We start from the raw sequence: 24,045 nt of genomic DNA on the forward strand, positions 1-24,045 counted from the left end.
CTACATATGACTCGTTTTGATAATGGACGTCGGCGTCATGCCGATGTTATAGATACCGCCGGTTCCAACAGCCCCGGCGCCGCCGTTCCCGCTGGAATTATTACCGACATATTGGCCATCGCCGGCATAGACGACAACGTGTTCGTCGCCATCAAAGACGACGCAGTCACCGACTTCCAGATTCGATTCGTCGAAGGGGATAACAGCATCCCCGGCGTCAGCCATTAACGTCGGCACCGAGGCGACGCCGTTGTCACATTCTTGTTTCAAGAAGGGACTATAATAACTGCCAATACGCGTAGCGGCCTCGACACAGCCGTTTCGGCCATCTGGCATGGTAGCGCCTTCCCAAGCGGCAAAGCCAGCTTGTACGCCCGCCGACGCCTCTAAATTTGCCCCGCCGATGGCCGAGGCCGTACGCCCGGTCTTGGTCTTGACAGTCGTATCTTTCGGCTTTTCTTCTTTGTTCATAAGGTTCTCGAACTCGATTTCCAGCCGCATCTCGTGGATGCCGTTCTCGAAGGTATGCGTATCGGATTTAATCCAGAATTTCCCGCACAATTCCGTCAGGATGTCCCGGATTTGGATGGAATATGACGATTTAGCGGCATAGCTGCCCGTCATCTGGAGGATACCAGAACGGTCCGGACCATGGAACAGCTTGTTGATGGCTTCCTGGGCATTGTCATTCGGGTTCGTCTTATAGACGTCCTGGACCATAGAATATTTCTGTATCCATTCGTCCTTCGTCTGGTAGCCCGTAACGTTGCCCTGCTGGTCGGTAATCATGATACTGTTGACCATGTCCTCGATAGATTCCTTGTACTGGCTGTTCTCGATATTGACGTACTGGTCCGCCGCCAGCCCTTCGATGAGCTCGCCTTTCTTAATGACGTCCAGCTCATCGCCCCGCATGATGGGATGGAAGAGGACGTCTGGGTCATCCTTGTTTTCCTTATGAGCGTTGATTTGCTTGGCCGCGTCAGTATAGGCAATCATGATAATCTGATAGCCCGTCTTTTCCTGAGCAATGAAAGAGACTTTCTTCCCTGTCTCGGCCAGCTTCCCGGCTTTGATACCCAGCTCACTGCATACCGCCTTGGCAATGTCCTCGGCCAGCATATCCGTGAATTTCCGGGTCGTCTTGGACCGGCAGAGTATGAACAGATTGTCATAGGCCGTGACCGTCACCGTGGACTGCTGGACGTCTTTTTCGATGGAGTAGACGTTGCCCTGGAATTGCAGGTTCCCGTCTTCATCATAGCCATAGACCGTTTCACCGCAGTTGATGACATAGTTCGGCAGGTTCGGGTCCCGGGCGTCCTGAACGTACGAGAAGGTTAGTTTCCGGGCCACCTGTAGCCGGGAGCCCTCCCAGGTGATTCTTCCTACGGTGAGGCGGGACAAATCATCTATCGTCTCGGTCTGCTTCGTCGTCTGGTTGCCTTTCTCGTCGGTCGTGGTTTCCGTCTTGACGCTCTTATGCTTGATGATCAATTCTTAATCACCCACTTCCGGATTTTTCCCGCGTTGTTGATGACCAGGCTCTTCAAGTTGTTGCTCTGGACGACGCGGCGCCAGTGGTTATAGTCGCCGTAGGCTTTCTTGGCCACGTCCATGACGTCGCAGGCCTTTTGGAACAGGGCCTTGCCTTTGGAGATCTGCGACTGCTCTTCCTTGATTTTCTGGTCCAGGTCGACCGGGCGGACCTTGAGGCCCGTCTTATCGTCGATAGGCTTGTCATTGTTCGCCATCGGGACGTTTAGCTCTTTATACTCCGTAAAATTCAGCGTGTAGTAGATATCCCGGCTGCCGTCCTGCTCCCAGTAGGAAAATTCCATGATGCCGCACATCATATTGACCGGAGAGTCGGTAATGATGACGCGAACGGCCTTCCGGGCCGCCTTCCACTCGGTCAGTTTCTCGACGCAGGACGACGGGTCTGTGTAGTCGCCCACAACGAAAGGGTAGCCATGGGTAAGTGAGGGGAAGAATCCGGAGAAGGACAGGGTCCTGGCTTTCGGCATCCCGAAGACCAGGGCTTCCCCGACCTGCGTGATGTCGACGACTTTGTTTTTCTGTCCATCGCCGACGGTATATTTGGCCGGCGTGACCGGCAGGATGAGTTTCCCCGTCGGCCCTTCGATGATGATTTCCCGCTTCAGTCCAGCTCCTCCGCCGTTAGAAAAGATGGCCGAAAGGACCTGTATGGTATTTCCTAACCCTCCCAGGCTCATCAATAACCACCTCCGTAGTTGATATGGCCCTGTGAAATCAGTTTCGCCAGTTTATAGGCGATGCGGTCAATGTCGGCCTCTTCGCGGACATAGAAGGTATTGCCCTTGATGACGACCGGGCCACCGCCAGACGAGTGGCTGCCTTCCAGTTCGGCTTGAATCATTCGCTCCGTTGTAGCGTGTGGATAGATACGGCTTCCCTGCGGCAGGTCGACGATTTCGCCGCCCCGTTCGTTGATTTCCGTCCAGCCGCCGGCGTAAAATGATGAGCCAGTCGCATGGCCGGAGAAGATACTAGGGATGCTGAAGGAAAAAGAGTTGGCCGAGGAACGTATATCTGCTATGGTGGTCTGTGAATTGCTCCAGGCGCTCCGTGCGCGTTCTGAAAGCGGTCCCCATACATTCTCTTCAAACCATCCCGTTACGCCGTCCCAGGCCGCCTCAGCTTCATCCTTGGCATTCTGGAAAGCACTGGCAATGTCGCCTTCCATGGACGACGCGCCGCTGCTGATTTCTTCCCAGGTCGTGCTGGCCGATTCTTCCAGTTCGGCCAGACGGTTGCCAGCCGATTCTTTCGCATCGGCAAAGGTCTGGCTCCATTCCGCGTTCTTTTCATCGGCTACCTGGCAAACCATATCCCAGGAGTCGACGCCGGATTGCTTGATGCTCTCCCAGGTATCCGCCCCAGACTGTTTGATGCCTTCCCAGGAGTCAGCCATATACTGATGCAGTTCGGCCTGTTTCCCGGTAAGCCAGTCATCGGTATCACTCATTGATTGGCGGATGCCTTCAAAGGTACTGGTTATAGTCGGCCCTAGTTGAGCAAAGGTCTGGCTCCATTCCGCGTTCTTTTCGTTGATGACCTGGCTAAAGGAATCCCAGTTGATGCCCTGGAAGGCTTCGGCCAGTTTCTGGCCGAGCATATCCCCACCGATACCTCCAGCGATGCCGCCTATAATCGCACCGGCCGCCGTACCGACCCCGGGAACCATAGAACCTGCCCAGGCGCCGAATGCGGCTCCGCCTTTCATACCGGCAAAACTACCGGCAAGGCCAGCTGCATCCCGTCCAGCCGTAGACAGCTTTTCTCCTTCCGGGGCATAAGCCACATCAAGAGCGGTTCCACCTAATGCGATAGCCGACCCAATCCATGGCACCCTTTTCGCCCAGCTGCTGAGCCGGGCGCCCCATCCTGGTTTCGGAGTCCCTTTGGGAGTTCCTTCCGGGACCGGAACCGGCGCGTTCGTCGGTGGTGCCGAAGTAGGCGCCGTGGTCGGTGCCCCTTTGCTGTTGATGATGACGTTCGTCGCCGTGACGACCATATCTTTCACAGACGACGTGCTGGGAAGCCCGTTCCCCCCGGTCGGCGTGCCGCCCGGAAGATTCTTCGGGATGCCCTGGATGACGTCTTTGACCTTCATGGCCAGGTTGTAAATCTTTTTCAACCCAACGATCAAGGCCCCGCCTGCCAGTGCCGAACCGATGCCGTCAAAGGCCAGGAACTTATCTTTCAAATCCTTGATGCCCTCGCCCACAATCTTGATGACGTCCGTCACCTGTAGGCCGTCGTCAATGAGACCGGAAAAATGCGACGTTAGCTTGCCGAATTCATCGGTAAAGCCCCGCAAGCCATCGCCGATGCCATGGTCTAAGAGCTTGATAGTCAGGTTTTCCCAGGCGCTCTTCAACCGGAGCAGAGAGCCGCGCAGGTTGTCCATTGCCACCTTGGCCGCTTCATGGGCCGTGATGTCTTTCATGGCTGCGTTCATGTCTTTGACGCCCTTGGCGCCTTCACGCAGCATGATCATGCCGCCTCGGATAGCGTCCGAGCCAAACAAGGTTGACAAGGCGTTCATCTTTTCTTCATCCGTTAAACCAGATAAATGGTCCTGCAAAAGGCCGGCGATGTCTGAGAGGGACCGCAGGTGGCCTTCCTGGTCGAAGAATTTAGACGTTCCTTCGTCGGTCAAAAGACCGAGTCTTTGCATTTCTTCTGTTGCCTGCTTCGTCTGCGGTGAGAGGTTCATGAGCATCGTCTTTAAAGACGTACCTGCATCAGACCCTTTCAGGCCGTCATTGGCGAAGACTGCCAGGGCCGTGTTGGTATCATCGAAGCTCATACCGACCCCGGCCGCAACAGCCGAGACAGCAGAGAGAGAATACTTCAATTCTTGGACGCCCGTTGCACTGGCATTGGCTGCACCAACCAAGATGTCTGCTGCATGAGTGGCATCATCCATATGAAAGGCGTTCATAGCTGTACTCATGATTTCCGCTGCTTCCGGAAGAGATAATTGGCCGGCTGCAGCTAAATCGAGAGCTGCCTGCGAAGCGTCGCCGAGAACGTCCTTAACGCTGACGCCGGCTTTCAAGAGCTCTGTCATCCCCTGGGCCGCTTCCGTCGAACTAAACTGCGTATCTGCGCCGAGTTCCAGTGCCTTTTCCTTAACGGCGTCCATGGCTTCCGCATCCAACCCAGTGACTGCCTTGATTTGCGACAACTGAGCCGTGAAGTCAGAATAATTCTTTACGGCATCGAAGACGCCGTAGCCAAGCCCAGCAAAACCGGCAGCCTGTACAGGAAGACCGGCCATAGCACCGGCAGCCATTCCGGACAGTTTGTCCTTCATGCCGCCAATATCACCATTCTGCTTGACGTTGATGGCCACGGTATAGGCCTTTCCTTTGAGCCCGTTCAGCTCTGTCTTGACCTTCTGAATCTTTGCTGTAGCGTCGTCCTTGGCACGGATAGTCGCTTCGTAGATGCCGCGGATGCCCTGGAAGGCCCGTTTGGCACGGTCCGCCTGGCCGGCTGCTTTGACAGCCGCTGTACCGGCTTTTCCCATCCCGGCGGCGGCCGCATCCGAAGCGCTCCCTGTGCTTTTCAGAGTTTCCGTCAAGCCCTTGAAGCCGGACCTTGCTTTATTGACCTGCGCCGTAAACTGGTCCTTGAGTTCCAGCGTAGCGCTCAAAACATAGTTGCTCACAGCCTACCGGCCCCCTTTCTTCAATGGCAGCGTCGCCAAATCCAATTCACGCTGCTGCTCCAGACAGACAGCCTCATAGCAGAAAATCTTTTCCAACCGGTTCAAGCCGAAGAAATAGTCCAGTCGATGCCCACGGAGGACCAGGGCGGCCGCCGTGGCCGCTTCCCAGTCCTCTTGGATTAGTTTTTTACGTCTTCATGGACCTTCGATTCGATGTCTTTCCCATAGCCGGACAGCTGGGAAATCTTGCGGGCAATGGCCGGAATCTCGCCGGCATCGAACAATTTGTCGATGATATCCGTCGGTTCGACGCAGCCATAGGCCTGCTGCAGGGTGGCGTCCCTCAAGTTCGGTTCGACGACGGTCTGTAAGATGCAGTATTCGTCGGAGCCGTCGGTGATGTCCATGATTTCGGCCATGAGGCCTTTCGTGATTTTCTTGACCGTCAGCTTGCCGACGCTGGTGTCGAGGTCAAGGGTTTCCTGTTTCTTCTGTTCGATTTTGTCTTTCTGGTTAATCAATTCCTGAATGCTAACTGCCATAGTATGTTCTCCTCCTATTCAACGGTTTCCGTAAATGCAGCGTCTTCCGGCGTGAAGCCGAAGGGGTATTCTTTTTCGATGACTTTCCCTTTTTCAAAATTCATGAGCGACAGCTTGTTGAACCAGACGTTATCAAGCGTGATGCGCTCTTTCTGGGCGTCAATCATATCCGGATCTTCGACCAGGCCGACCAGCGTCGTACGCGGGTCATGGCCGCTCTTCCAGTCTTCCAGGTACTTATTCAGATTCCGGTTGATGACGCTCTTGATTTTGAGCGTCCCCGTACCTTTGAGGGATACGATCTTACTGTCTACACTGTTCCCGATAAGCACATCTTCGCGGTTCGGCTCGACGTCGACTTCGAACGATTCAATTTCAAAGATGAGTTCGCCTTCCCACCATAATTTCCCGTGGGAGCCGTTCCAGCGCCGGTTGCCGCGATATTTTACGTCATATTCGCTTCTTGCCATTTGTCAGGCCTCCTTACAGTGTGAAATCAATCTTCAAGTTTTCCATGGCATCCACGAAGCGGATGTCACCGGCCAGGGCCAGCGTATCGCCGGTATTGTACTGGCGGATTTCCATGACCGACATGGTCGTCGGGTCATCACCATGGAGTTTTGCGTAATTGCTCTGCCAGGTCGTGTTAATGTCGACCGTATTAGCGGCATCGGCATCCAGCACGTTGCCCTTGATTTCCGAGAAATAGACCAGGATGGCCGAAATGAAGAGCATTTTGTGGTTGTAGTCGTTAATGACCTTGCCCACGTAATACTTCTTGAAGGTATCGCGGATGTCGTCGGTGACCATGTCGATGCCTTCGATAATTTTGATTTTCCGGAACTCTTCGCCTTTATCTGTGGTGAAGGTCGTCAGGCTGTTGCAGGCGCGGGCAATCTTGACGCCGTCGCCATCCTGCTCGTCAATGAGGAGCAGTTCGCCCTTGTCAATCAGCGTGTCGATATCTTCATAGACTTCGACGCTTTCGACTTCGGTCAATTTGAAGTACGTGGCACTGCGGTCCAGGGCCAGGCCAGCCAAAATGCCGGCGATACGGGCCGTATACTGCAAGGCCGTGTACGTCGTATAGACCGGATTGCCGGAGCTGTCTGTATCGGTCTGTACTTTGATGTCGTTCGTGCAGAAGTTAACGATGCCTTCATGGTCTGCGGCCTGGCCCGATAACACGGCCTTGAAGGTTTTATGCTTGTTGCTGCGCTGTGCCTTAATCCAAGACGTCAGGTCCTGCTGTTCCTGCACCGAGGCTGTCGGTGCGCAGAGCCAGTTCCACTTGATGTTGGTCAGCATCTTGAGGGCGTTGGCCTGGGTCTTCGTAGCGCCGTCGACATTGGTATTCGGCAACGTGTAGACCAGGATACGAAGTGGCGTACCAAGCAGACACTTCTTGATGAGGTCTATGTTTTCATCCGTCAGACCTGTTTCCGGGATGTCGGATACGTCGCGGATGGTATAATTATGGACTTCGTCTTTCGTTTCGTTGTGCAGAATCATCGCCACGATACCGCGGGCACTGCGCTTAATGGCTGTCGTGCCTTTGGTACGGAAATTGATGATAATCTGCGGCATGCCGAACAATTCCTGTTCATTCGCCATATGCTATTCCCCTTCCGTTTGATTGAGCTTGTTGATTTCCAGTTCCAGGTGCTGGGCCAGTTCATACTGGATGCGGCCGGCACCCTCGAAGTTGTCACGGAAATCAAGATTGAAAATGTAATGCAGGATGTCATCAATAATGGTCATCTCTGCGTCGAGAATCGTAATATGCCGGTCCTTGACGGCCAGGACAGGGCGGAAAGCCTTGTCCAGGGCATCGGCTACCTCGAAGACAGCCGTGCGGCTCACGCGTCCCATAGTGTCTTCCGGGTGGATATAGGTAATATCTACCTGAATCAGCCGGTCGCTGAACAGGTCGTCCACGGTCGTGGCCGTCGGCATGAACTCGGCATAAAAATAAGGTGCATCCGATTTCTCGACATTGTCGAAATGCACCTTATAATCTTTGAAGTTTTGATTGAGTACGGCCACGATGGCCGCTTTTATATCGCGGAGCGTCATCATTCGTCCAACACCGCCTTGAAGATGGCCTCAGAATCTGCCTCGAAGGTCTGCCCGGCCTCCATCATCCCTTTATGCATCATCTTCTTGCCAGGGACGAAATCTTTCTTCAGCCGCTTCCCGATGGCCGGTACATACCGCCCCGGCGTCTGTCGATGGCCATACTCGACGTGGGCGGCATATTTGACGTTGTTGTAAATCGTTGTCTTCCCCTGTGTGGCCCGGGAATGTTTCCAGCCGTTCTTGAGACGGCCCGTCCGGGTCGGCGTGTTATCCTTGATTTTCCCAATGATAACCTCCGCTTCCTGGGCAACGAATTTGTCCATTTTCGAGGCTCCCTTTTCTTCAATGGCCGCCAGGCGGTCATCAAAGGCCGAGAACCCATCATCAAAGAGCATAGCCATTACGCCTCATCCTCTCTTCGGACACTGATTTCTTGATGGTCCGGATACTTGAAAGCCTTCGCGGCATTAAGCGTAAAGGTTTGGCCGACATGCACGATGACTAGGACATCGTTCGGCAAAATATCGTATTCCGGGTCCAGGCAAATACGCAGGTCCGTCTTTGTGAAGAACTCCCGCGGATTCTGCCCGCTCTGCAGTTCTTTGCCGTATTGCGTCAGATGGCACGGGAGTTCCTGATAGATGGCCTGCACCGTATAATCATCGGCACCTTCGTCGTCTTTTACTGACTGCTGCCGGTACACGGTGACGCGGTCTTTATACATGTATTTCATGAGCAGATTCTTGCATCGGTTCCATGGCATCGTCATACGGGCCACCTGACTTTTCGATACGGCGCAAGATGGGCTGTAAAAGATTGCAGATCCGCATCGATCTGGCTTCCCAATTGCGTCATATCTGACACCGCAAATTGGAATTTTGTATCGTTCTGCTCCAGGCTCTTCAATGCACCCTGACGCCCGCCATTCGCTTTATCTTCCAGCCATTGTGATATGTAATCCGTTGCTGTATAGATCAGCGTTTCAGGGAAATCTTCCCGGTTGCAATAATCCAGAACAAAACCGACAAATTTATTTGCATACATCGTAAGAACTGCATACTCTGCCGGCTCACCACGGATACTTTGCACATTGGAAATAATGAGCGCTACCGCTTCATTTGCCGTTACACACTGCATACCTACCACCTCCATTTGGGTATGAAAAGGCACCCACATTGTGAGCGCTAAGTATTCAACTGGGCTTAAGTCCAATTGAGTTGCGGCATTAACTCCGCAATAGAATGGCTATCTACAAGCAAAGCATTTACTGCGGAGTCAAAGTTCATTAGTTTTCCAGTTTGCATTGCCAGTTGGTATAATAGTTGATTCGATATATTTATTGTACCATTCTTCATATGTCATGTCAGCTGGCACATAGTATGTCTTGCCCTTATCATTCCTGGCAATGCGCGTCCCCGTCTTCTTTTTATCCGGCCCGTACAGGCTGCCGGCGACTGTGGAACGGCAGTTCGGGTGAAGTGGTGGGGCCGTACTGCCTGGCTGATATTCGCCAATGGGATAAACATGGCCATCATGTTCCCGGCAGGTCGCTGACGTCCGACGGTCCAGTGTCGCAGAAAAGCGGTAATACTTCATCCCTGCTTCTTTGATACTGTCCATGGCACTCTGATTTCCAACGTAATTCAGCTCTGTCCGGACCAGACGTCGTGCATTACTGATTCCGACATCCATCCGCTGGGATACCCTCTTTGAGATAGCATCTATGCTTTCCCCTTGATGAACGGCTGTCATCATCTCAGACTTTAGTGTTCGTGCCAGCAGCCGCTGATTTTTCCAGATTCGCTGGCTGTAGTTCATCCCGCTCCATCGATTCCGGAGCACCTGCGTCAGATCATCACGGTTGACTTTAGCAAAGGAGGCTGGCAATCCGATTTCCTTCCCAATATCAAACAGCCCATGATAATAACTGTCTTTGTATGCATCTGTGAGGAAATCCGTCATGGTTTCAGAAACCTTATGTCCTAACGCATCCAGTTCCATCAAGGTTTCACTGTACAGCTTATCCAGCCGGCTGATACGGCTGCGCATGGCCAGGACATTCAGTTCCCGTTCAAGACCTTTGTCCCCGTTTTCCTTTATCTGCCTTATATATTTCTCAATCGTCATACGCCACTGACGGTATTCACTTCCCGTAATCAGCTTGCGCGCTTCTTCGACTGACAGCGCATTATCTTTGGCAAACCGGCCATACAGTGCCGCTATATCGGTCTGGATATGGCCCAGCGATGCAAGATAGTACCGGGCCAGTTCCTTTTCAATGGTTTCCTGGCATTTCTTGTGCCATTCTTTTTCCCGCTCTATGGCTCTCTGTGCCCAATACGCTTCGCTGTCCACATTCACCACCTGACCTTATCAGCCTACTTTATGTTTCAATGCTACGACACGGATGGCTTTCGATTCATACACGCGCTTCCAGTTTGTTGCCGTTGCCAGTTCTTCTCTGGATGGAGATTCTACGTTGACACGTACAGCATTCTGCCATGCGATTCCGCGAGGGTGCATGATGAAGCAGCGACGGTTGTAAAGCATGTTGATACCGGCGCCAAGGTCCGGGTCACGTTTCGTTTCTGTCTGTACGAAACCTACCGGGTTCCCTTCACCGTAAGCTACTGCTCCCGATCCGAAGAAGTACGTCGTATAAACACCATCAGCGGCCGGGCATCCATCGTCTACAATGACGCGGCGTCCCTGATACGTATCGAATTCCACGGAAGTGCTATCCCGTTCCGTCGTAATGAGATTCTGTTTTTTAAGGTATGCTTTGGTTGCGGAATGCATAACAACCGCTGTCAGCTGATCCTGAGCGTCACCCAGGAGCTGCAGAGTATCAATGACGGCAGACGCGCTGATATTAGCGGCATTGCCTGTCTTTTTGGAAATATCCAGCACATGGTCTGCCATTGTATCGGCTCCAAAGACACCAGTCAAAATATTAATCAGTTCTTTCTGATACTGACGGGCCCAGTAATCAGCAACCAGGTCACCGATGGCACGCATCGGGTCACTACCTGCCAGTGCGGCCGAAAGAGAGGTAGCACTCCATTTCTGCTGACGCATGATAGTTGTCGATACGTCTTTATTAGACGTGATTTTCTGGAATTCGATTGATTTTCCTTCTACGATATTCTGGGCATCACCAGAAAGATCTTCAAAGAAAGGCATATTATGTGTACGGGCCGCTTCACTGGCTAATGCATCGAAAGCTGCATTCCGTGTAATGATACCGCTACTGAAAAACGCCGATTTTTCCATTGTCTGCTGAATGACATACGGGTTGAAGAGTTCCGGTACAATGACGTCTGTCAAAGTTGTTCCTGCCATAATTCATTACCTCCTATACATTGAGTGTGACTCCAGCGGCCGCTGCAAAGGCTTTGGCCTGTTCTGGATTTTCACGCAACAGCTTGCCCTGTTCTGTCATATTGAATGTCTCTTTAGCAAAGGGATTCTTCAAATTATTTCCGCCGCCACCATTAGGACTGTATTTCGGCGGATTACCAGGTGCTGCTTTAAACAAAAAAGGTTTGCTTTCCTTGAGTGTCTTAAGCTGTTCATCAAGACCAGCGACTTTTCCATCTTCACCAAGGATGAGCTTATCCCTGTCAAATAATCCGGAAACAATCCCGACATCCTGCGCACTATCACCTATAGCCAGTTGAATGGCCGTAGTCAGTTTCAGGTTCTTCATCTGGGCTTCATATTTTTCTTTTGCCTGATTATTTTCCGTTTGAAGCTGTTTGATTTGTGCTTTTAAGGATTCTGTATCGCCTTTGCTATTCTTCAGGGTTTCCAGTTGCTTGTCTCGTTCTGCAACTGTTGTCTTCAAGGTCTTCTTTTCCTCGTTGACCTCATTGAAACGAGATTTTGTTACATAATTGCCATCCAGATAATCATGAAAAGTTTTGGAAGCTTCTTCCCTTTTATCATCAGCAATCCCTAATTCCTGGATTAATTCTTCAATCGTCATTTTATATCTCCTTTCCGGTTTTTACCGCGGTTACCGACCCGCGCCAAAGTAATAAGCCTATTTACGTAGTCGTTCCTGTGGAGCCAGTCACGGATGCCACATACTTTGTATTTCTTTCACAACATTCCTGAATAATCCGACAGATTTCATATTCCGTCTTATCCATAACAGATTTAAATGGGAAATCCTCGCTGAACTGTTCTGTATATCGTTTAAGCCATTTATACATCGCCATCACCTCCCTTACCGCCCAAATCGCCATAGATATCGTCTTTATCAGCTTGATTCTTTTCTTCCTCATCCAGCTCTTTTTCTTCATCATCCACGTTTTCGACAAAAGGATGATTTTTGAGAATGGTCTTACGACTGATGATGCCATTGGATTTACTACACATATCAACCAGTTCCGCGTCATTTCGGATACTGGTACGAGTCCAGGTCTGTATGATGTTCTGGCACAGCTGTCCATGGACACGTAAAATAGCCCGTATCAGCTTGTTGAATCCTAGCCGGAATTCCGTTTCCATCATTCCTGCTTTGAGTTCCAACAGAGCATACAGGAATTTCATTGCTTCTCCAGACGTCTTATCCAGCCCCTGCTGCTGTGGATCTATTCCCTGTCCCATATCAAAAATAGATTTACGGGTAAGTTCCAACATTTTATCCCGCGCTTCGACAGGTATTTCAATAGTCAGCGTAGAAACCCCGGAAGCATCTCCGTTACCATTATTTTCGATATTGATTGCCTTGTAATACTTCAGATTATTCAGGAAAGGTGCCAAATCTTCACTGCCATAGTTCGTGAGAACGAAAATAACTTCCTGTACATCTTCTAGGTCATTCATAAATCCGCTGTAAGTTTTGTCGTATGCATCAATCAGCGGCTTTACGTCGTCCAAATCACTGCTTGTCAGATTATTATTGTAGAACGGGATAAAAGGAACATCTCCTAACTGGTGGATGAACCGGTTAGCTGCAGGCGATATACCGGCATCATAAAATTCCGTAAAACATGGCCACGGCATCAACCCTGTAGCAATATCGTCACTGGCCCGTTTACGAAATGCCTGGCACTCTGTATCATTCCAGTATTCATAAACGTCGTATACATCCCCGTTGTCATCAAAATCGCGATATACCCTGAGCACAGCCAAAAGCTGATGATCCAGTTTAGGGGACCAGACCGGAATCACTTCTCCCGAGGGGACGACGCCCCAGGTAAAACCGTTTTCGCTATCCATCCAGTAATGTACCCATGCTATCCCTGCGTTAGATGCATTGACGGCCAAATCCTTACAACGTTTTCCATAATAATCCCCCAATGACTGCGTAATCAGCTGGTTCTGGTCATCGTTCTTCACATCAAATATAGGCGGCGTCGTAAACATATACGCTACTTTCTGATTGACCAGTAGTTTATAGAAGCTGTGTGGCAGACGGTTATCTGCATGGCGGAGCGGATTTTCTTTTTCTGCCTCTTCTTTTTTTGACGGAGGAAATAAGATATCATTCTGTACACGATAATATCGTTCAGCCGTCCATGCACGTGCCTGGAATTCTCCATGCCCCGCAATGTATCGTTTGATTACCTTTTTTGCTGTCTCTAAATCCATGTAATCACCTCAAAATATGGATACCTGCCCGCGGCATTGCCGGTCCCATGCCGTATCGTACTGCATCAATAGCATGGTTGTTTTTGTCCGGGTAGGCACTGATGAACTGCCCTTCCCGGTTCCGCTCGTATTCATAACTAATAAATTCACGGAATGTATTCGGGCATCGCCGTTTATCGATATAAATATGCGCCCGGTCCTGGAGCCACTTGATTCCATGCTCTACGCTGTCCGGCCCTTTACGTGCACCTGTAATGCGTAATCCGTAATCTTTCATTTCTTTGATAGATTTCGGTTCTGCACTATCTGCAATAATCAGCCTGTCGCCGGTTCGCTGTGCTATCCGTCCAGCCGCCTGGCTGTTCGTCAGTTTTTGCTGATAGATTTCATCGAAAATATACAGATCTTCTCGTTTTGCATCATAGTACATCGCGACATAGGCCAGCGGATCCACGGCAAAACCGAAGTCCAGGCCGTAATACAACCTGTCAAAATTTCCGACAAGTTCGTCGCTCATGGCCATGTCTTCGACATTTTCAAAGACCGCGCCGCCTGTACCTGTGACTTCGCCCAGGTATTCGTGCCGATAGGCCATTTCATTCTTGGCTTTGAGCTTTTCCGCTTCGGCCAGGAACTGCGGCCCCAGCCAGTCTTCCGGCACGGTCAAATAGGTCGAGTGGTGGACCAGCCGATCTGGATCGTCCACGAGAATTTCTTCATTGACCCAGTTGTTCCGGCTCTTCGGCGGGTTATACGTCCCGAATACTTGATAGAACTGGCCGCCGCGCAGGAGAGACTGCAACACGTTACGAATCTCTTCCATGCCGCTGAACTGGTCCAATTCCTCGAACCACACGATACCGACATAACCGAACGGCAGTTTAATGGATTTAACCTTAGCCGGGTCATCCAGCCCGAAAAAAAGGATTTTCTGTCCCGTTTTCTTATACGTGATTTCCGGCGGCGACAATTTGACGCGGAACTTGTCCAGGACGCCCAATTGCTCCAGCCCCCAGACAATCTGAGGCAATACGCTGTTCTTGATAGTGTTGCCGACCTTCCGGATGACAACGGCATGGACATCCGGATCTTCCATCACCGATACGGGGATGCGGATACCGCCCACAAACGATGACTTGGCACTGCCGCGGCCACCCGCCAACAGATAAAAGGTATGCAGGTGCCGCTCGACATCAAAAAAGACCTCATCGAATGATGGGGCGATTAGGTCAGCTATATTAATTTTCTTCTGTCGTTTCCGATTTACGTGAGAATTCAAATGCAACTGCCTCCTCATCGGTATGCGTATTCAGATCTGCGACTTCCGCCCGGAGTTTTTCGTTACGAAGCTCTTGTTCTTCCCGTGCTGGCTTAGTCGGATACCGCTTCAACAGCAATTCTGCCGCCTTCAGTCGATCGTGCGCGCTTATCTGCTTTTTCATGATGCGGGCCCTGGAACATCCTTCACCGGTTCCTTCCGATACAATATGCTCTTCCCGTATCTCGCCTCGCATGGCCGCTGTCAAGTGCTGCATCACTTCCTCCGGCGTTGCTGTCTTGGCCGCTTCCATGGCATCCAGGCGTTCTTGAATAGCTCGGCGGATGACAAGTTTTGACAAGTTTTCTGTACCAATACGATTCGCAGTTTTCTTACTATATCCGGCCATTCTAGCGGCTTCTGTAGCATTGCCGGTCTCAATATAGGCATCTACAAACCGTTTCTGCTTTAACGTCAATTTATCCATGCTACATAATCGCCACCAACCTTCATGACTTCCTTGTAATAAAAAAGAGACCCGTTACCCTGTCCGGCTATTCACCAGACACAGGCGACTAAGTCCCTATGTATTCGATTTGGCAGGAGCGGAAGGGCTTGGACCTTCAACAAATGGTTTTGGAGACCACTACTCTGCCCATTGAGCTACGTCCCTATGATAGACACGCCCCAAAAGGAGAGGGCGGAGGCTGGGCTCGAACCAGCAACATAGGAGGCCCCTTGGCTCTACCATTGAGCTACTCCGCCGTATAGCAGTACATGGGTAGTGGCGCCATGACTATCCATGTACCGCAACTTTAAAAGAAAGGAGGTGCGTATCTGGTGACAGTGTGTGGGATGCGCAAGGGCAGCTAATGGACTGGTGCGTGACACGAGCCCCTCGCGTCATCCCCAACTCTCACGCTATTATCGTACCACGTCCGACCAACTTTTTCCGTATTCAAATATATTTTTTTTCTGCGCGATTCTGTCAAAAAACGACACGAAAAAAAGTTATCCACAATTTCCCTCATGGTCGTCTCCCTTCGCTTCGCTGCCGTCAATGAATACCAGGCTCATCTGCATCGGGATGGATTCTTCGCCGAACATGGCCCCGGTCAGCCGCCGCAGTGTCTTCCGGGCTTCCGTCCGGCAGTAGGTCACGCTGGCGCCGGCATAACGGGACGTGCTTTCCCAGGACGATCCGTCGATATATCGGGCGCGGATGATGCGATAATCCACGGGATTCGTCGCTTTCAGCGCATCCAGGGACCGGTCCAGCTTGCGGACCTTCGGTAGTACTTCCAGAAGGTCCTGATAGCTGCCTTCGAGACGCTTTTCCAAGTCTTCCTGTTTAAAGTACGCCCGTTCCTGCGGGCTGGTCCCATCGCCGCCGCCACAACCGCCAGCAGGCGACAGGCTGGGGACCTTAGGGACGGCTGAGAGCTTCAACATCTCTTTATAGTCTTCGATTTCCGCCTCAACGTTCGCCACATATTGCTTGAATTCATTATAGCGGTTCAGATATTCCTTCACTAATACGGTATAGTCGTTGTGATACATGGTTACCTCCTTCATAAACGTGAACAGCATACAGGTCTTTCCAGGCCTGTATGCGATGAATCAATTATTCAGTTTGATGCCGCCTGCCATGCTACTTCCTCCGTGCGTGTTCTAACCGCCGCCGGATTTTCTCGATATTCCGTGCTTGATAATCCATTACGTCGTTGTATTCCTGCCAGGCAGGCTTCGTTTTCTTTGGCCGCGGGTCCGGTTCCACACGCGTCACCTTGACCGGGCCTGGTTTGTACCAGTTTTTCATAGCCTCACCGCCCTATTTAAAGATCATGGCGAGCATCGTCACAAACGCCGCCATGCATACGACAGCGTAAATGATGAGCCCAATCCATACCTTCCGTTTCGTCATGCTATCACGCTCCTACCGTTTGGGCGTCGAGGCAATCGGCGCCCAATAATCTACTTCACGCGGCGGGATAAGCCGCATTTCTCCATCTACGATCCAATGGTCGTTGCAATAGATTCCCACCGCTTTAAATTCCCATTCGGTCCCTGCGTGCATCGCTACGAGTACGCGCCGCTGTGGAATAGGAAGCTGGTCATTTACATCTACCCATCGCATTTGCATCATCCTCCCGTAATGATTTCAATAACACCTTAGCTCTTTCCATGCGTTTCCTGATGGCTTCTTTATTGGCATGCGCCTCTTTATGTTTCCTGAAGCAGTTACCGAGTGCGATATTCAAAATATCTGTGTTTGTATGGTGATTGATGGTGCTATAGATGAGATTCTCATCGTCAACGTAATAATAAGCTTCGTCTTTTGCCGGAACGAACGGCGCTTTCATCGCCTGGGCCGCTCTTTCAATAGCCAGTTTGATGCCGATTTCCGGGTTGAAGGCGTCGTCCGGGTGGCATTTCGCCACGCCAATGTAATCCATCTTGTTGTCATCGTCGACAAACGTGACTACGATGGTCCCGCGCGCAGTCCATTTTATCGAGTTGGCCGTGTTCATCGGGAGGCCGTATTTTTCCGCTTCTTCCATGAAAATCTTATTGATATAATTCCGAAAAGCAGCGCTGTCTTTCTGCCTGATGTCAAATTTCGGTGGCTTTCCGGTAGACTTCTGCAAATCTTCAAGCGTACCGACGTCGTTGTAACCATCAACATTTTCAAAGTAGCAGTACTTTTGGCTACATGATCCATATACAGCGCAACGAGAACATAAATTCTTGCAATATTCTTTCAAGGTGTTTATAGCCATCTTGGCCATCTTGTCATCGATCATTTTTTTACCTTCTTTCTGAGCTTGGGATGTAGTTCGTTGAGTTTGTCGTCCGGCATGGGGATGATTTTGATTTCAGCGCGTGGCCATACCGGGTCGACGCCTGCGATGCAGCTGCAGGCCGCATCGGCGATATAGCCGTCGTCCTCTACGATACCGGCTTTCTCTAAAATGTCGGCCGTCGCCTGGATCAGTCCAAATAAATCGGGCCAGCCCTTGCGATTAGGCATGTAGTATTCGACGTTCATCCGGGTCGCGCAATCAATCGTCCGGAAGCCGCGTGGCTTCTGGGTCATCAGCTGGCACAGGGCCGCCTTCTCATAGTCCCGGTATTGTTTGGACTGAATGAGCCCGTATCGAGTCTTGGTCATGCTGTTTTTCTTGGTCATCGGGCGTCCGTCGATGGTGAAGTTATAAACCATGGGCGCCTCCTAGAACGGAATCTCTTCGTCGTCCGCAGCATTTCCCATGTCCTCAAAGGATTCGCCCGGCGCGGCGGCTTTAGCGGCTTTCGGTACGGTCCCGACGTAGTCCGCCGTGACTTCGCTGTAGTAGCGCTTGGTTCCATCCTTTTCGTACGAATTCGTTGTAAACCGCCCCAGGACGACGACCCGGTCGCCTTTCAAGAAGTTCTGCGCCAGATCCGACGACGGCGGCCAGCAGGTCACCGGCACGAACGACGTCATTTCTTTCGCCTGGCCGTCCCTCCCCTTGTAGGTTTCTGAGCAGGCCACCGTCATCCGGACGAGGGTCTTGCCGGTCCGGGTCACGCTGACTTTCGGGTCGCGTGCCAGGTTGCCCATGAGCTGCACATTATTCATTTTTTCATTCCTCCTAAAACCAGCTGATAAGAATTTCCTGCGGGTTGATGGCTACCTTATAGCCCATGCTGTCGATAGTCTGTGCGACAGCATCGTCCACGGCAGCATCCCCACTTTTTTCAATCGTGGCGTAGCTCTTCCCGTCCTGGCAGGCTTTATCAATCACGGCCCGGACGCGTTCCATGCTCATGTCAATCAATCGGATCACCTCCCTTGTCGAACGTTTCCGTATCCGTAAGCGTGTAAAAATTGGGTTTATACTCCGGATGCCGGTCGAGCCAGTGTGTGAAGGCTGCGTCTAAAATATCATCCAGGTCTTTCAAATCACCGTCGGTAACGTCGACCAGCCAGGTTTCTGCATATTCCCCGGCTACGTCGTAAGCCTGGTCTTGCAAAGCTTCCATGAGAAGGCTTGTATATACGCTGACGTCCGGAACAAATTTTTGTACCCTGCCGACCGTGATGGTGTCGACGCATCCGCTTTTCGCGTCTTCCATAGCCGCTTTGAGCGCGGCTTCCTTGGAATCAAAGAAGTCCACGCAGGTGCAATCATCATCGTCGAGATAGTAGTTCCATTTATCAGTAGGCTGCATATGGCTTTCCCTCCTTAATCCACAAACACAACGTTCCCGTCGTGATCTACAAAACTTTCGCGAAGCAAATCATAATCATCGGCCAGGCGGCTGATGTCTTCCAACGCCTTCACGACGTCGTCAACTTCCAGGTTCTCCAGGACGTCGCTTGTAATCGGCGTATCAAACGTGATATCCCAGTAACTAGGGTAAAGACGGTTTCGTTTGATTACATCCAGTTCAAATAATTCATCATGCTGGCCACGAGCGACGGTAGCCCCATAGCCATTCAGGCAATGAAATTCATAGTATTCTCCGTCTTCATGGTATTCGGCCCATGGCTCAAATCGTCCGAACTTCATGTCATTCGTCACCTCGATTCGGCTTTTTCGGTTCAAGTGTTGGGATATAGTTCATTACTACTTTTATAGCGATGCCGACAAACAGGATGGCTATTTCATTTACATGCTTGTCGGGGCTCCAGTTGGTCCAGCTCCTGCTATATTGGCTAACGCTTCATCAATTAACAGCTCCAAATCGTCGGTATCGAAAGAATTTTCTATGTCAAACGACCCAGTATCGTCAACTAGATTCCGGATACATTCGTTTAAGATTTGTCTTGAGGATATTTTGAAATTCAGTTCACGGATTAAATCGATGAACATAATTTTGTCTTGCAGGATGTAGTCAGGATTTGTTCCCACTGTATATTCCTGAAAAGCCTCCCGAATCTGCCTTTTGAATTCTTCTAAAAATTTTTCGTCGTTAAGATAAGCTGTATCGTATGGAAAAATTGAAACAGCCACGCCTCGAGGAAATTGTAAAATGTATCTTTTTGTCATCTTCTTCTACCTCTCTCCGCGGTTCCCGCGGTAAATATCGACCGGCCCGAACTGCTTTTCATAGGCCGTAAGGGCCGGGTAATCAATTCCGCATTCAACGTGCAGGCATTTCATGAATTCCCAGATAGGGACCTTGCTCTTTAAGACGGCGTCGATGTTGTCGTGGATGTACTGCTGTAGATCCTGCAAGCGCTTTGCCCCCCACTTGAAGTCATGACGTAGTGAGTGCAGCGTCACGATGACCGAGGCGGCCACGTGGTCCGTCACGTATTTCCGCAGACGCCAGTCCTTCGTCTTGCCTGTGATGAGCCGTTCCAGGCGCTGGGCGTCACGCTCATTGAGGAAGCGGTCGAACCCGAAATCGTCACACAGCTCATCCCGCCAGCGGATGGAGAACCCGTGCTCTTTCGAGTCCAGGTGCTCCCAGGCGGCGTTGAGTTTGGCGAACCGGTTGCGGCCAAAGCCGTACTTGTCATGCAGGGCCTGGTAGATGAGGGTCAGCCCCCAGTCCGCCCCGCTTTCGGCGCCGACTGCATAGCGGTGCTTGGCTTTTTCGGCCCGTTTCTTTTCCATGGCCCGTGAAATGTCATTCATTCCGATTGTCCTCCCCGAAAATGTGTGCTCCGATGTCGGCCATTTCCGGATCATCCAGGATGTCATCCGACGGGGCTGGTTCTGGGTCCACCTTCACCGCTTTCTTCGGGCGGCCTTTTTTCTTCGTATTTGCCGTTTTAACGCCCGTTTCTTCTTTCTGGCTATGATTTATCGTAAGGCTGTGTAAAAACGCCACCAGCTCGACGTCACTGCCGTTCATGTCGATTTTAATTTCCATCTTTCTCTCTCCTTTTCTGCCATCATTCCGGCATTTTCATCCGGGCGGCTACTTCGCTGGTCAATTTTTTCACGCCGGCCAGGCCGGCATCGGCCAGATACTTCTGATGGACCGGGACGCCGGACGCGGCGAATTCTTTCACTTCTTCGACGTGGGCCGCTTCCGATTCGTAGGCTTTGCGGAACTGGGCCCGCAGGATGGCCGTGTCATCGGTCGGCGTCTGGCAGATCTCTTTCCAGCCGAACCGGCCGACGACGCGCTGCGTCACCGGATCGTCGAAGTCCGGCACGCCGGTATAGCCGACGACGGCGATGGCCTTCTGGACCTTGCCCCAGGCTGTAGCACTGTCGATGGGCTTAGTTCCCATTGCCAGCGTAGTCACTTTTTCCGATGCCTTCCTAATTTCGGCAATGGTAGGTAAAAAATTGCAGTGGTTGATGCAGTACTTGACCCCGGCCGACAAGGCCGCCGGCGGGATGTCTTTTAACATCTCTACGTAGAAACGCAGCCGTTCCTCCGGGAGATCATTTTTGTACGCCAGTTGCAAAAGACCAATCGCTCGCAGGGTCGATATTTCCGTTGTCATCTTTCGTCTCTCCTTTCTGTTCCTGGGCTTGGTATTCTGCCATCAGGCGGTTCACGACGTCAATCGCTTCCTTTTTGCTATTGCGCGGCGTTGGCTGTGGCTGGGCTGTGTTTTCGTCGTCATAGCCTCCAGTCTGCCAGCTTTTCAGAATGCCGTGGATATATGCCAAACTTCTTTTATTCCGAGTGACAGCCCTATCAATGGCCTTCACGACAATGTCGCTTCCAAAGTCATCGACCATGGCTTTGAGCTTTTCTAGATCCATCTCCCCGGGCATGGGTAGATGTTTTTTCGATAGGCTTTGAGTACCTCTTTATATCCGACGTCGTCGTATACCCTATTGTCTTTAGTCTTTATGTCTTTATGTCTAGGTATGTGGTCAGATTGTGCGACAGACTGTGCGTCAGATTGTGCGTCATCATGACCGCCAGTGGCAGATTGTGCGTCAGACTGTGCGTCATATTGACGCACAAAAGGAATGATTTTATAAATCGGTGATTGATTCCCTGCCCTTGCTTTTACATGAATCAATCCCGATTCCTGCAAGATACTTCGGGCGCGCTCAATAGTCCGCCTACTTAATCCCGTATCTGTTTCCAGCACCGACATGGCCAGATTGAATTCCGCTTTCCACCCGGTTTTATTGCAGAAATGTATCAATGAAAACCAAACAATCCGCGCCGACGCTGGAACCGGATTCGTTAACAACCAGCCATGGAAAGCATTTATTTGGTCAATATACTTGATGTTCAGTCTTTCCATAACAGTCCTTTCGAGGAGATGGGCGGCCGAAGCCGCCGCTAACTCTTATTTATCGCCCTTGAAGTCAGGGCTGAACATATCTTCGTCTTTAAAGCCATCTTTAACTTCGCCAGTCTGCGAATCTACGCCGTCAGGTGTGGTTTCATCGGCCGGCATAGTTTCCGCTTCCGTGTCGATGGTGACGGTTTCGTCTTCTTCATCGACCATGTGTTCCGAGAGGGTCGATTTGATGGTTTCATCTGCGGCGATGGCCCGGACGAATTCCGTCTTGACCGGTGCGTATTTCAATACTTTCTTGATGACCGTCTTTTTGGCCATTTCGTCGAAATACTTACTCCAGGGTGAATAGGAAGAGCTGAAAGACTGGCTTGTCTTCTTGGCATGCTGGGTGATGTCTTCTTTGCTCATCACCTCGAATCCATAACCGCCGTTGGTCATATGGAATACGGCATAGTACATAATGACGTCGCCACGGTCCTTGATGGCCGGCACATGCCGGAGTTTCGGTTCCAGACCGTATTCGTATTCGAATAAGTCGTTTTCATATACTTCGTGCGCCTGGATATCCTTGATGTCCCCGCTTCGGTATGCCAGGTCAATCATTCCCTTATAGCCGAGCTGGAACTGACATTCGAGTTTCCCTTTGTTCCGGTAGGGAATCAGATAGGCTTGGCCAATCGGGGTATTCGGTTCTACCCCGAGCTGGGCGGCCTGCATCATGGCCCCCAGGAAGCTGGCTGGCGTGCACTGCTGTAATTGCGGGTTCGTCGAGAGGGCCGTGAAGACCATCCTCGTAAAGCGTTCCGGCGTCAGTACCGACGGCAGGGCCTTTTTGATTTGAGGTTCCATGGCCTTGATGAGCCCTTTGAGACTCGTGTCTTTCTGCTGCATCTGCTGTACCTGGGCCGTCTTCTTCGTAAGTCCACCTTTAGTGTTCATGAATGATTCCTCCTTTTATTTGATGGCAAAGCGTCGGCTTGCCTTGCCAATAGAAATGAAGCCTTTGTCACGCAGTGTCTGGTAGATGTCCGGCGCCGCTTTTTTGAGCTTGGAAAGAGAGCAGGTTTCCCTGGGGTTCGTTGTCTTCCAGGTGACCCGGTAATCGCCGACCGTCCCGATTTCCGCTTCCCCCAGCATGTCCTTCAACTGGTTTTCGCGAAGCGTTATCTGGGCTTTCAGCTGCTCCAGGATTTCTTTGTCCCCGCGCAGGTCGTCGATAATCTGTGCCGCATCATCCGGCAGGACGATGGATCTATCTTCCCCATGATAGCGGTCAGCCAGTGCCTGGGCGCAGGACACACTCCCATCAATCGGCGGGGCTGTGTGTGTCTGCACGAGGCCCCAGAATTCCCGTTCTGCGGAAATCAGTGCCTGTATATCCTGCTCGTTCCGTTCAACCACCTTATAGGTGGGGTCGTTCCCGCCGATGAGGACCGCGATATACCAGCGGTCGGCACCGGTCACGGCCATATAGTGAAGGCATTGGCAGTAGTAGGCATCCGGGATTTCGTCGCCCTGCCATTTCTTGTATTGGCTGACGCCGGCAGTCTTGATTTCCAGACCGGCATTCTCCCCGACGACTTCCCGGTCTACATTGGCCAGCATGAAGGGAAAGCTGCGGTTCTGCAGCGTCCCCAGTTTCCGGACCTTTTTGCCTATTTCTTCCTGGAACCAGTCGGCAATATTCGGTTCATTCTTATGGCCCCAGTAGATGTACTGGTTGCCCGACAGATCCGGCGGAACGGCCTGGCCGGTCTTTTCCATCCAAAGCTGATATGGGGATTTATATGAGTTGTATCCCAGGATGATGGCGGCATCGCTGCCACCGATACCCATGTCGCGGGTCTTGAGCCATTTATCATGATTCTTTTCGGCCTCCCGGACCGACAGGATCAAATCACAGTTGCGATAAGCCATGGTCGTCAGCTCCTTTCTACAATCCGGAAGTCCCGTTCATAGCAGAACCGGCTGAATTCGTCGATGAGGATATTCAGCGGCAGGCCGGCATCGTCCGCCATACTAATCAAGACCGCGTACATCATGCAGTAGGCTTCCAAAAGGTTTCCGTTTACCGATACAGACGGGGTTGTGCGTCCTTTCCCCTCCCCCTGCTGCTGAACCTTTT

General features: G+C 51.4%; 32 protein-coding genes and 2 tRNA genes. All 34 read right to left on the reverse strand.

Annotation, left to right across the window (positions count from 1 at the left end):
- The 34 genes from NM10_RS01010 to NM10_RS01175 all read right to left on the reverse strand — a co-directional run bounded on the left by NM10_RS01010 (nt 1) and on the right by NM10_RS01175 (nt 23,837).
- The gene (locus NM10_RS01010; RefSeq protein ID WP_020309771.1) at nt 1-1,497 is read right to left on the reverse strand and encodes an XkdQ/YqbQ family protein; all 1,497 of its coding nucleotides are present in this window, start codon (nt 1,495-1,497) and stop codon (nt 1-3) included.
- On the reverse strand, nt 1,494-2,237 hold the full coding sequence (locus tag NM10_RS01015) for a hypothetical protein (protein WP_020309772.1): 744 nt from the start codon (nt 2,235-2,237) through the stop codon (nt 1,494-1,496). The genes NM10_RS01010 and NM10_RS01015 overlap by 4 nt, the downstream gene beginning before the upstream one ends.
- Nucleotides 2,237-5,224, reverse strand: a complete 2,988-nt coding sequence (locus tag NM10_RS01020; protein WP_020309773.1) for a phage tail tape measure protein — start codon at nt 5,222-5,224, stop codon at nt 2,237-2,239. The genes NM10_RS01015 and NM10_RS01020 overlap by 1 nt, the downstream gene beginning before the upstream one ends.
- A 179-nt stretch (nt 5,225-5,403) precedes the next feature.
- Entirely contained in the window at nt 5,404-5,766 is a 363-nt protein-coding gene (locus NM10_RS01025; protein ID WP_020309774.1) for a phage tail assembly chaperone, read from the reverse strand.
- Nucleotides 5,767-5,780: 14 nt separating this feature from the next.
- On the reverse strand, nt 5,781-6,236 hold the full coding sequence (locus NM10_RS01030) for a phage tail tube protein (protein WP_020309775.1): 456 nt from the start codon (nt 6,234-6,236) through the stop codon (nt 5,781-5,783).
- Between the two features lie 13 nt (nt 6,237-6,249).
- Nucleotides 6,250-7,380: a phage tail sheath subtilisin-like domain-containing protein gene (locus NM10_RS01035; protein WP_020309776.1), complete on the reverse strand. Its 1,131-nt coding sequence runs from the start codon at nt 7,378-7,380 to the stop codon at nt 6,250-6,252.
- Between the two features lie 3 nt (nt 7,381-7,383).
- Nucleotides 7,384-7,845, reverse strand: coding sequence for a phage tail terminator family protein (locus tag NM10_RS01040; RefSeq protein ID WP_020309777.1), 462 nt, complete (start codon nt 7,843-7,845; stop codon nt 7,384-7,386).
- Nucleotides 7,842-8,246, reverse strand: a complete 405-nt coding sequence (locus NM10_RS01045) for an HK97 gp10 family phage protein (RefSeq protein ID WP_020309778.1) — start codon at nt 8,244-8,246, stop codon at nt 7,842-7,844. Before NM10_RS01045 ends, NM10_RS01040 begins: the two co-directional genes overlap by 4 nt.
- The gene (locus NM10_RS01050; RefSeq protein ID WP_020309779.1) at nt 8,246-8,614 is read right to left on the reverse strand and encodes a hypothetical protein; all 369 of its coding nucleotides are present in this window, start codon (nt 8,612-8,614) and stop codon (nt 8,246-8,248) included. The genes NM10_RS01045 and NM10_RS01050 overlap by 1 nt, the downstream gene beginning before the upstream one ends.
- On the reverse strand, nt 8,611-8,982 hold the full coding sequence (locus tag NM10_RS01055; RefSeq protein WP_020309780.1) for a hypothetical protein: 372 nt from the start codon (nt 8,980-8,982) through the stop codon (nt 8,611-8,613). Before NM10_RS01055 ends, NM10_RS01050 begins: the two co-directional genes overlap by 4 nt.
- Nucleotides 8,983-9,120: 138 nt before the next feature.
- Entirely contained in the window at nt 9,121-10,200 is a 1,080-nt protein-coding gene (locus tag NM10_RS01060) for a minor capsid protein (RefSeq protein ID WP_020723971.1), read from the reverse strand.
- An 18-nt stretch (nt 10,201-10,218) separates the two neighbouring features.
- Nucleotides 10,219-11,187 (reverse strand): major capsid protein, encoded by a 969-nt coding sequence (locus NM10_RS01065; RefSeq protein WP_020309782.1) that lies wholly within the window; start codon nt 11,185-11,187, stop codon nt 10,219-10,221.
- A 13-nt stretch (nt 11,188-11,200) separates the two neighbouring features.
- Nucleotides 11,201-11,833 carry a phage scaffolding protein gene (locus NM10_RS01070; RefSeq protein WP_020309783.1) on the reverse strand — a complete coding sequence of 211 codons (633 nt, stop codon included), beginning with the start codon at nt 11,831-11,833 and terminating at the stop codon, nt 11,201-11,203.
- 221 nt (nt 11,834-12,054) lie between these two features.
- A complete protein-coding gene (locus NM10_RS01075) occupies nt 12,055-13,446 on the reverse strand; it encodes a phage portal protein (protein ID WP_020309785.1) in 1,392 nt (463 codons plus the stop codon).
- 4 nt (nt 13,447-13,450) lie between these two features.
- The gene (locus NM10_RS01080) at nt 13,451-14,725 is read right to left on the reverse strand and encodes a PBSX family phage terminase large subunit (protein WP_239639545.1); all 1,275 of its coding nucleotides are present in this window, start codon (nt 14,723-14,725) and stop codon (nt 13,451-13,453) included.
- Nucleotides 14,685-15,191, reverse strand: coding sequence for a terminase small subunit (locus NM10_RS01085; protein ID WP_020309787.1), 507 nt, complete (start codon nt 15,189-15,191; stop codon nt 14,685-14,687). The genes NM10_RS01080 and NM10_RS01085 overlap by 41 nt, the downstream gene beginning before the upstream one ends.
- A gap of 110 nt (nt 15,192-15,301) precedes the next feature.
- Nucleotides 15,302-15,377: transfer RNA gene (locus NM10_RS01090), tRNA-Trp, on the reverse strand.
- A 25-nt stretch (nt 15,378-15,402) separates the two neighbouring features.
- Nucleotides 15,403-15,469: transfer RNA gene (locus NM10_RS01095), tRNA-OTHER, on the reverse strand.
- A 246-nt stretch (nt 15,470-15,715) separates the two neighbouring features.
- A complete protein-coding gene (locus tag NM10_RS01100; RefSeq protein WP_020309788.1) occupies nt 15,716-16,264 on the reverse strand; it encodes a hypothetical protein in 549 nt (182 codons plus the stop codon).
- A gap of 91 nt (nt 16,265-16,355) precedes the next feature.
- Nucleotides 16,356-16,523: a hypothetical protein gene (locus tag NM10_RS13940; protein WP_192813531.1), complete on the reverse strand. Its 168-nt coding sequence runs from the start codon at nt 16,521-16,523 to the stop codon at nt 16,356-16,358.
- 295 nt (nt 16,524-16,818) lie between these two features.
- Complete coding sequence (locus tag NM10_RS01110; protein ID WP_020309790.1) at nt 16,819-17,508, reverse strand: hypothetical protein; 690 nt, start codon at nt 17,506-17,508, stop codon at nt 16,819-16,821.
- Nucleotides 17,505-17,927, reverse strand: coding sequence for a RusA family crossover junction endodeoxyribonuclease (locus NM10_RS01115; RefSeq protein ID WP_020309791.1), 423 nt, complete (start codon nt 17,925-17,927; stop codon nt 17,505-17,507). The genes NM10_RS01110 and NM10_RS01115 overlap by 4 nt, the downstream gene beginning before the upstream one ends.
- 9 nt (nt 17,928-17,936) lie before the next feature.
- On the reverse strand, nt 17,937-18,326 hold the full coding sequence (locus tag NM10_RS01120) for a single-stranded DNA-binding protein (RefSeq protein WP_020309792.1): 390 nt from the start codon (nt 18,324-18,326) through the stop codon (nt 17,937-17,939).
- A gap of 13 nt (nt 18,327-18,339) precedes the next feature.
- On the reverse strand, nt 18,340-18,525 hold the full coding sequence (locus NM10_RS01125; RefSeq protein WP_020309793.1) for a hypothetical protein: 186 nt from the start codon (nt 18,523-18,525) through the stop codon (nt 18,340-18,342).
- Nucleotides 18,518-18,919, reverse strand: a complete 402-nt coding sequence (locus NM10_RS01130) for a hypothetical protein (protein ID WP_020309794.1) — start codon at nt 18,917-18,919, stop codon at nt 18,518-18,520. The genes NM10_RS01125 and NM10_RS01130 overlap by 8 nt, the downstream gene beginning before the upstream one ends.
- A 14-nt stretch (nt 18,920-18,933) precedes the next feature.
- Nucleotides 18,934-19,260, reverse strand: coding sequence for a hypothetical protein (locus tag NM10_RS01135; protein ID WP_020309795.1), 327 nt, complete (start codon nt 19,258-19,260; stop codon nt 18,934-18,936).
- Nucleotides 19,261-19,359: 99 nt separating this feature from the next.
- Nucleotides 19,360-19,740: a hypothetical protein gene (locus tag NM10_RS01140; protein WP_020309796.1), complete on the reverse strand. Its 381-nt coding sequence runs from the start codon at nt 19,738-19,740 to the stop codon at nt 19,360-19,362.
- 6 nt (nt 19,741-19,746) lie between these two features.
- On the reverse strand, nt 19,747-20,334 hold the full coding sequence (locus tag NM10_RS01145) for a hypothetical protein (protein ID WP_020309797.1): 588 nt from the start codon (nt 20,332-20,334) through the stop codon (nt 19,747-19,749).
- Nucleotides 20,327-20,572, reverse strand: coding sequence for a hypothetical protein (locus tag NM10_RS01150; protein WP_020309798.1), 246 nt, complete (start codon nt 20,570-20,572; stop codon nt 20,327-20,329). The genes NM10_RS01145 and NM10_RS01150 overlap by 8 nt, the downstream gene beginning before the upstream one ends.
- Before the next feature lie 22 nt (nt 20,573-20,594).
- Nucleotides 20,595-21,062: a hypothetical protein gene (locus NM10_RS01155; RefSeq protein WP_020309799.1), complete on the reverse strand. Its 468-nt coding sequence runs from the start codon at nt 21,060-21,062 to the stop codon at nt 20,595-20,597.
- A 34-nt stretch (nt 21,063-21,096) separates the two neighbouring features.
- The gene (locus tag NM10_RS01160; RefSeq protein WP_192813532.1) at nt 21,097-21,423 is read right to left on the reverse strand and encodes a DnaD domain protein; all 327 of its coding nucleotides are present in this window, start codon (nt 21,421-21,423) and stop codon (nt 21,097-21,099) included.
- Nucleotides 21,414-21,920: a helix-turn-helix domain-containing protein gene (locus NM10_RS12930; protein ID WP_020309801.1), complete on the reverse strand. Its 507-nt coding sequence runs from the start codon at nt 21,918-21,920 to the stop codon at nt 21,414-21,416. Before NM10_RS12930 ends, NM10_RS01160 begins: the two co-directional genes overlap by 10 nt.
- Before the next feature lie 45 nt (nt 21,921-21,965).
- Nucleotides 21,966-22,859 (reverse strand): recombinase RecT, encoded by an 894-nt coding sequence (locus tag NM10_RS01170; protein ID WP_020309802.1) that lies wholly within the window; start codon nt 22,857-22,859, stop codon nt 21,966-21,968.
- Between the two features lie 15 nt (nt 22,860-22,874).
- The gene (locus NM10_RS01175) at nt 22,875-23,837 is read right to left on the reverse strand and encodes a YqaJ viral recombinase family nuclease (RefSeq protein ID WP_020309803.1); all 963 of its coding nucleotides are present in this window, start codon (nt 23,835-23,837) and stop codon (nt 22,875-22,877) included.
- Nucleotides 23,838-24,045: the final 208 nt, after the last annotated feature.

The organism is Megasphaera sp. NM10 (genome assembly GCF_000417505.1).
GTDB classification, from domain to species: Bacteria; Bacillota; Negativicutes; order Veillonellales; family Megasphaeraceae; genus Megasphaera; species Megasphaera intestinihominis.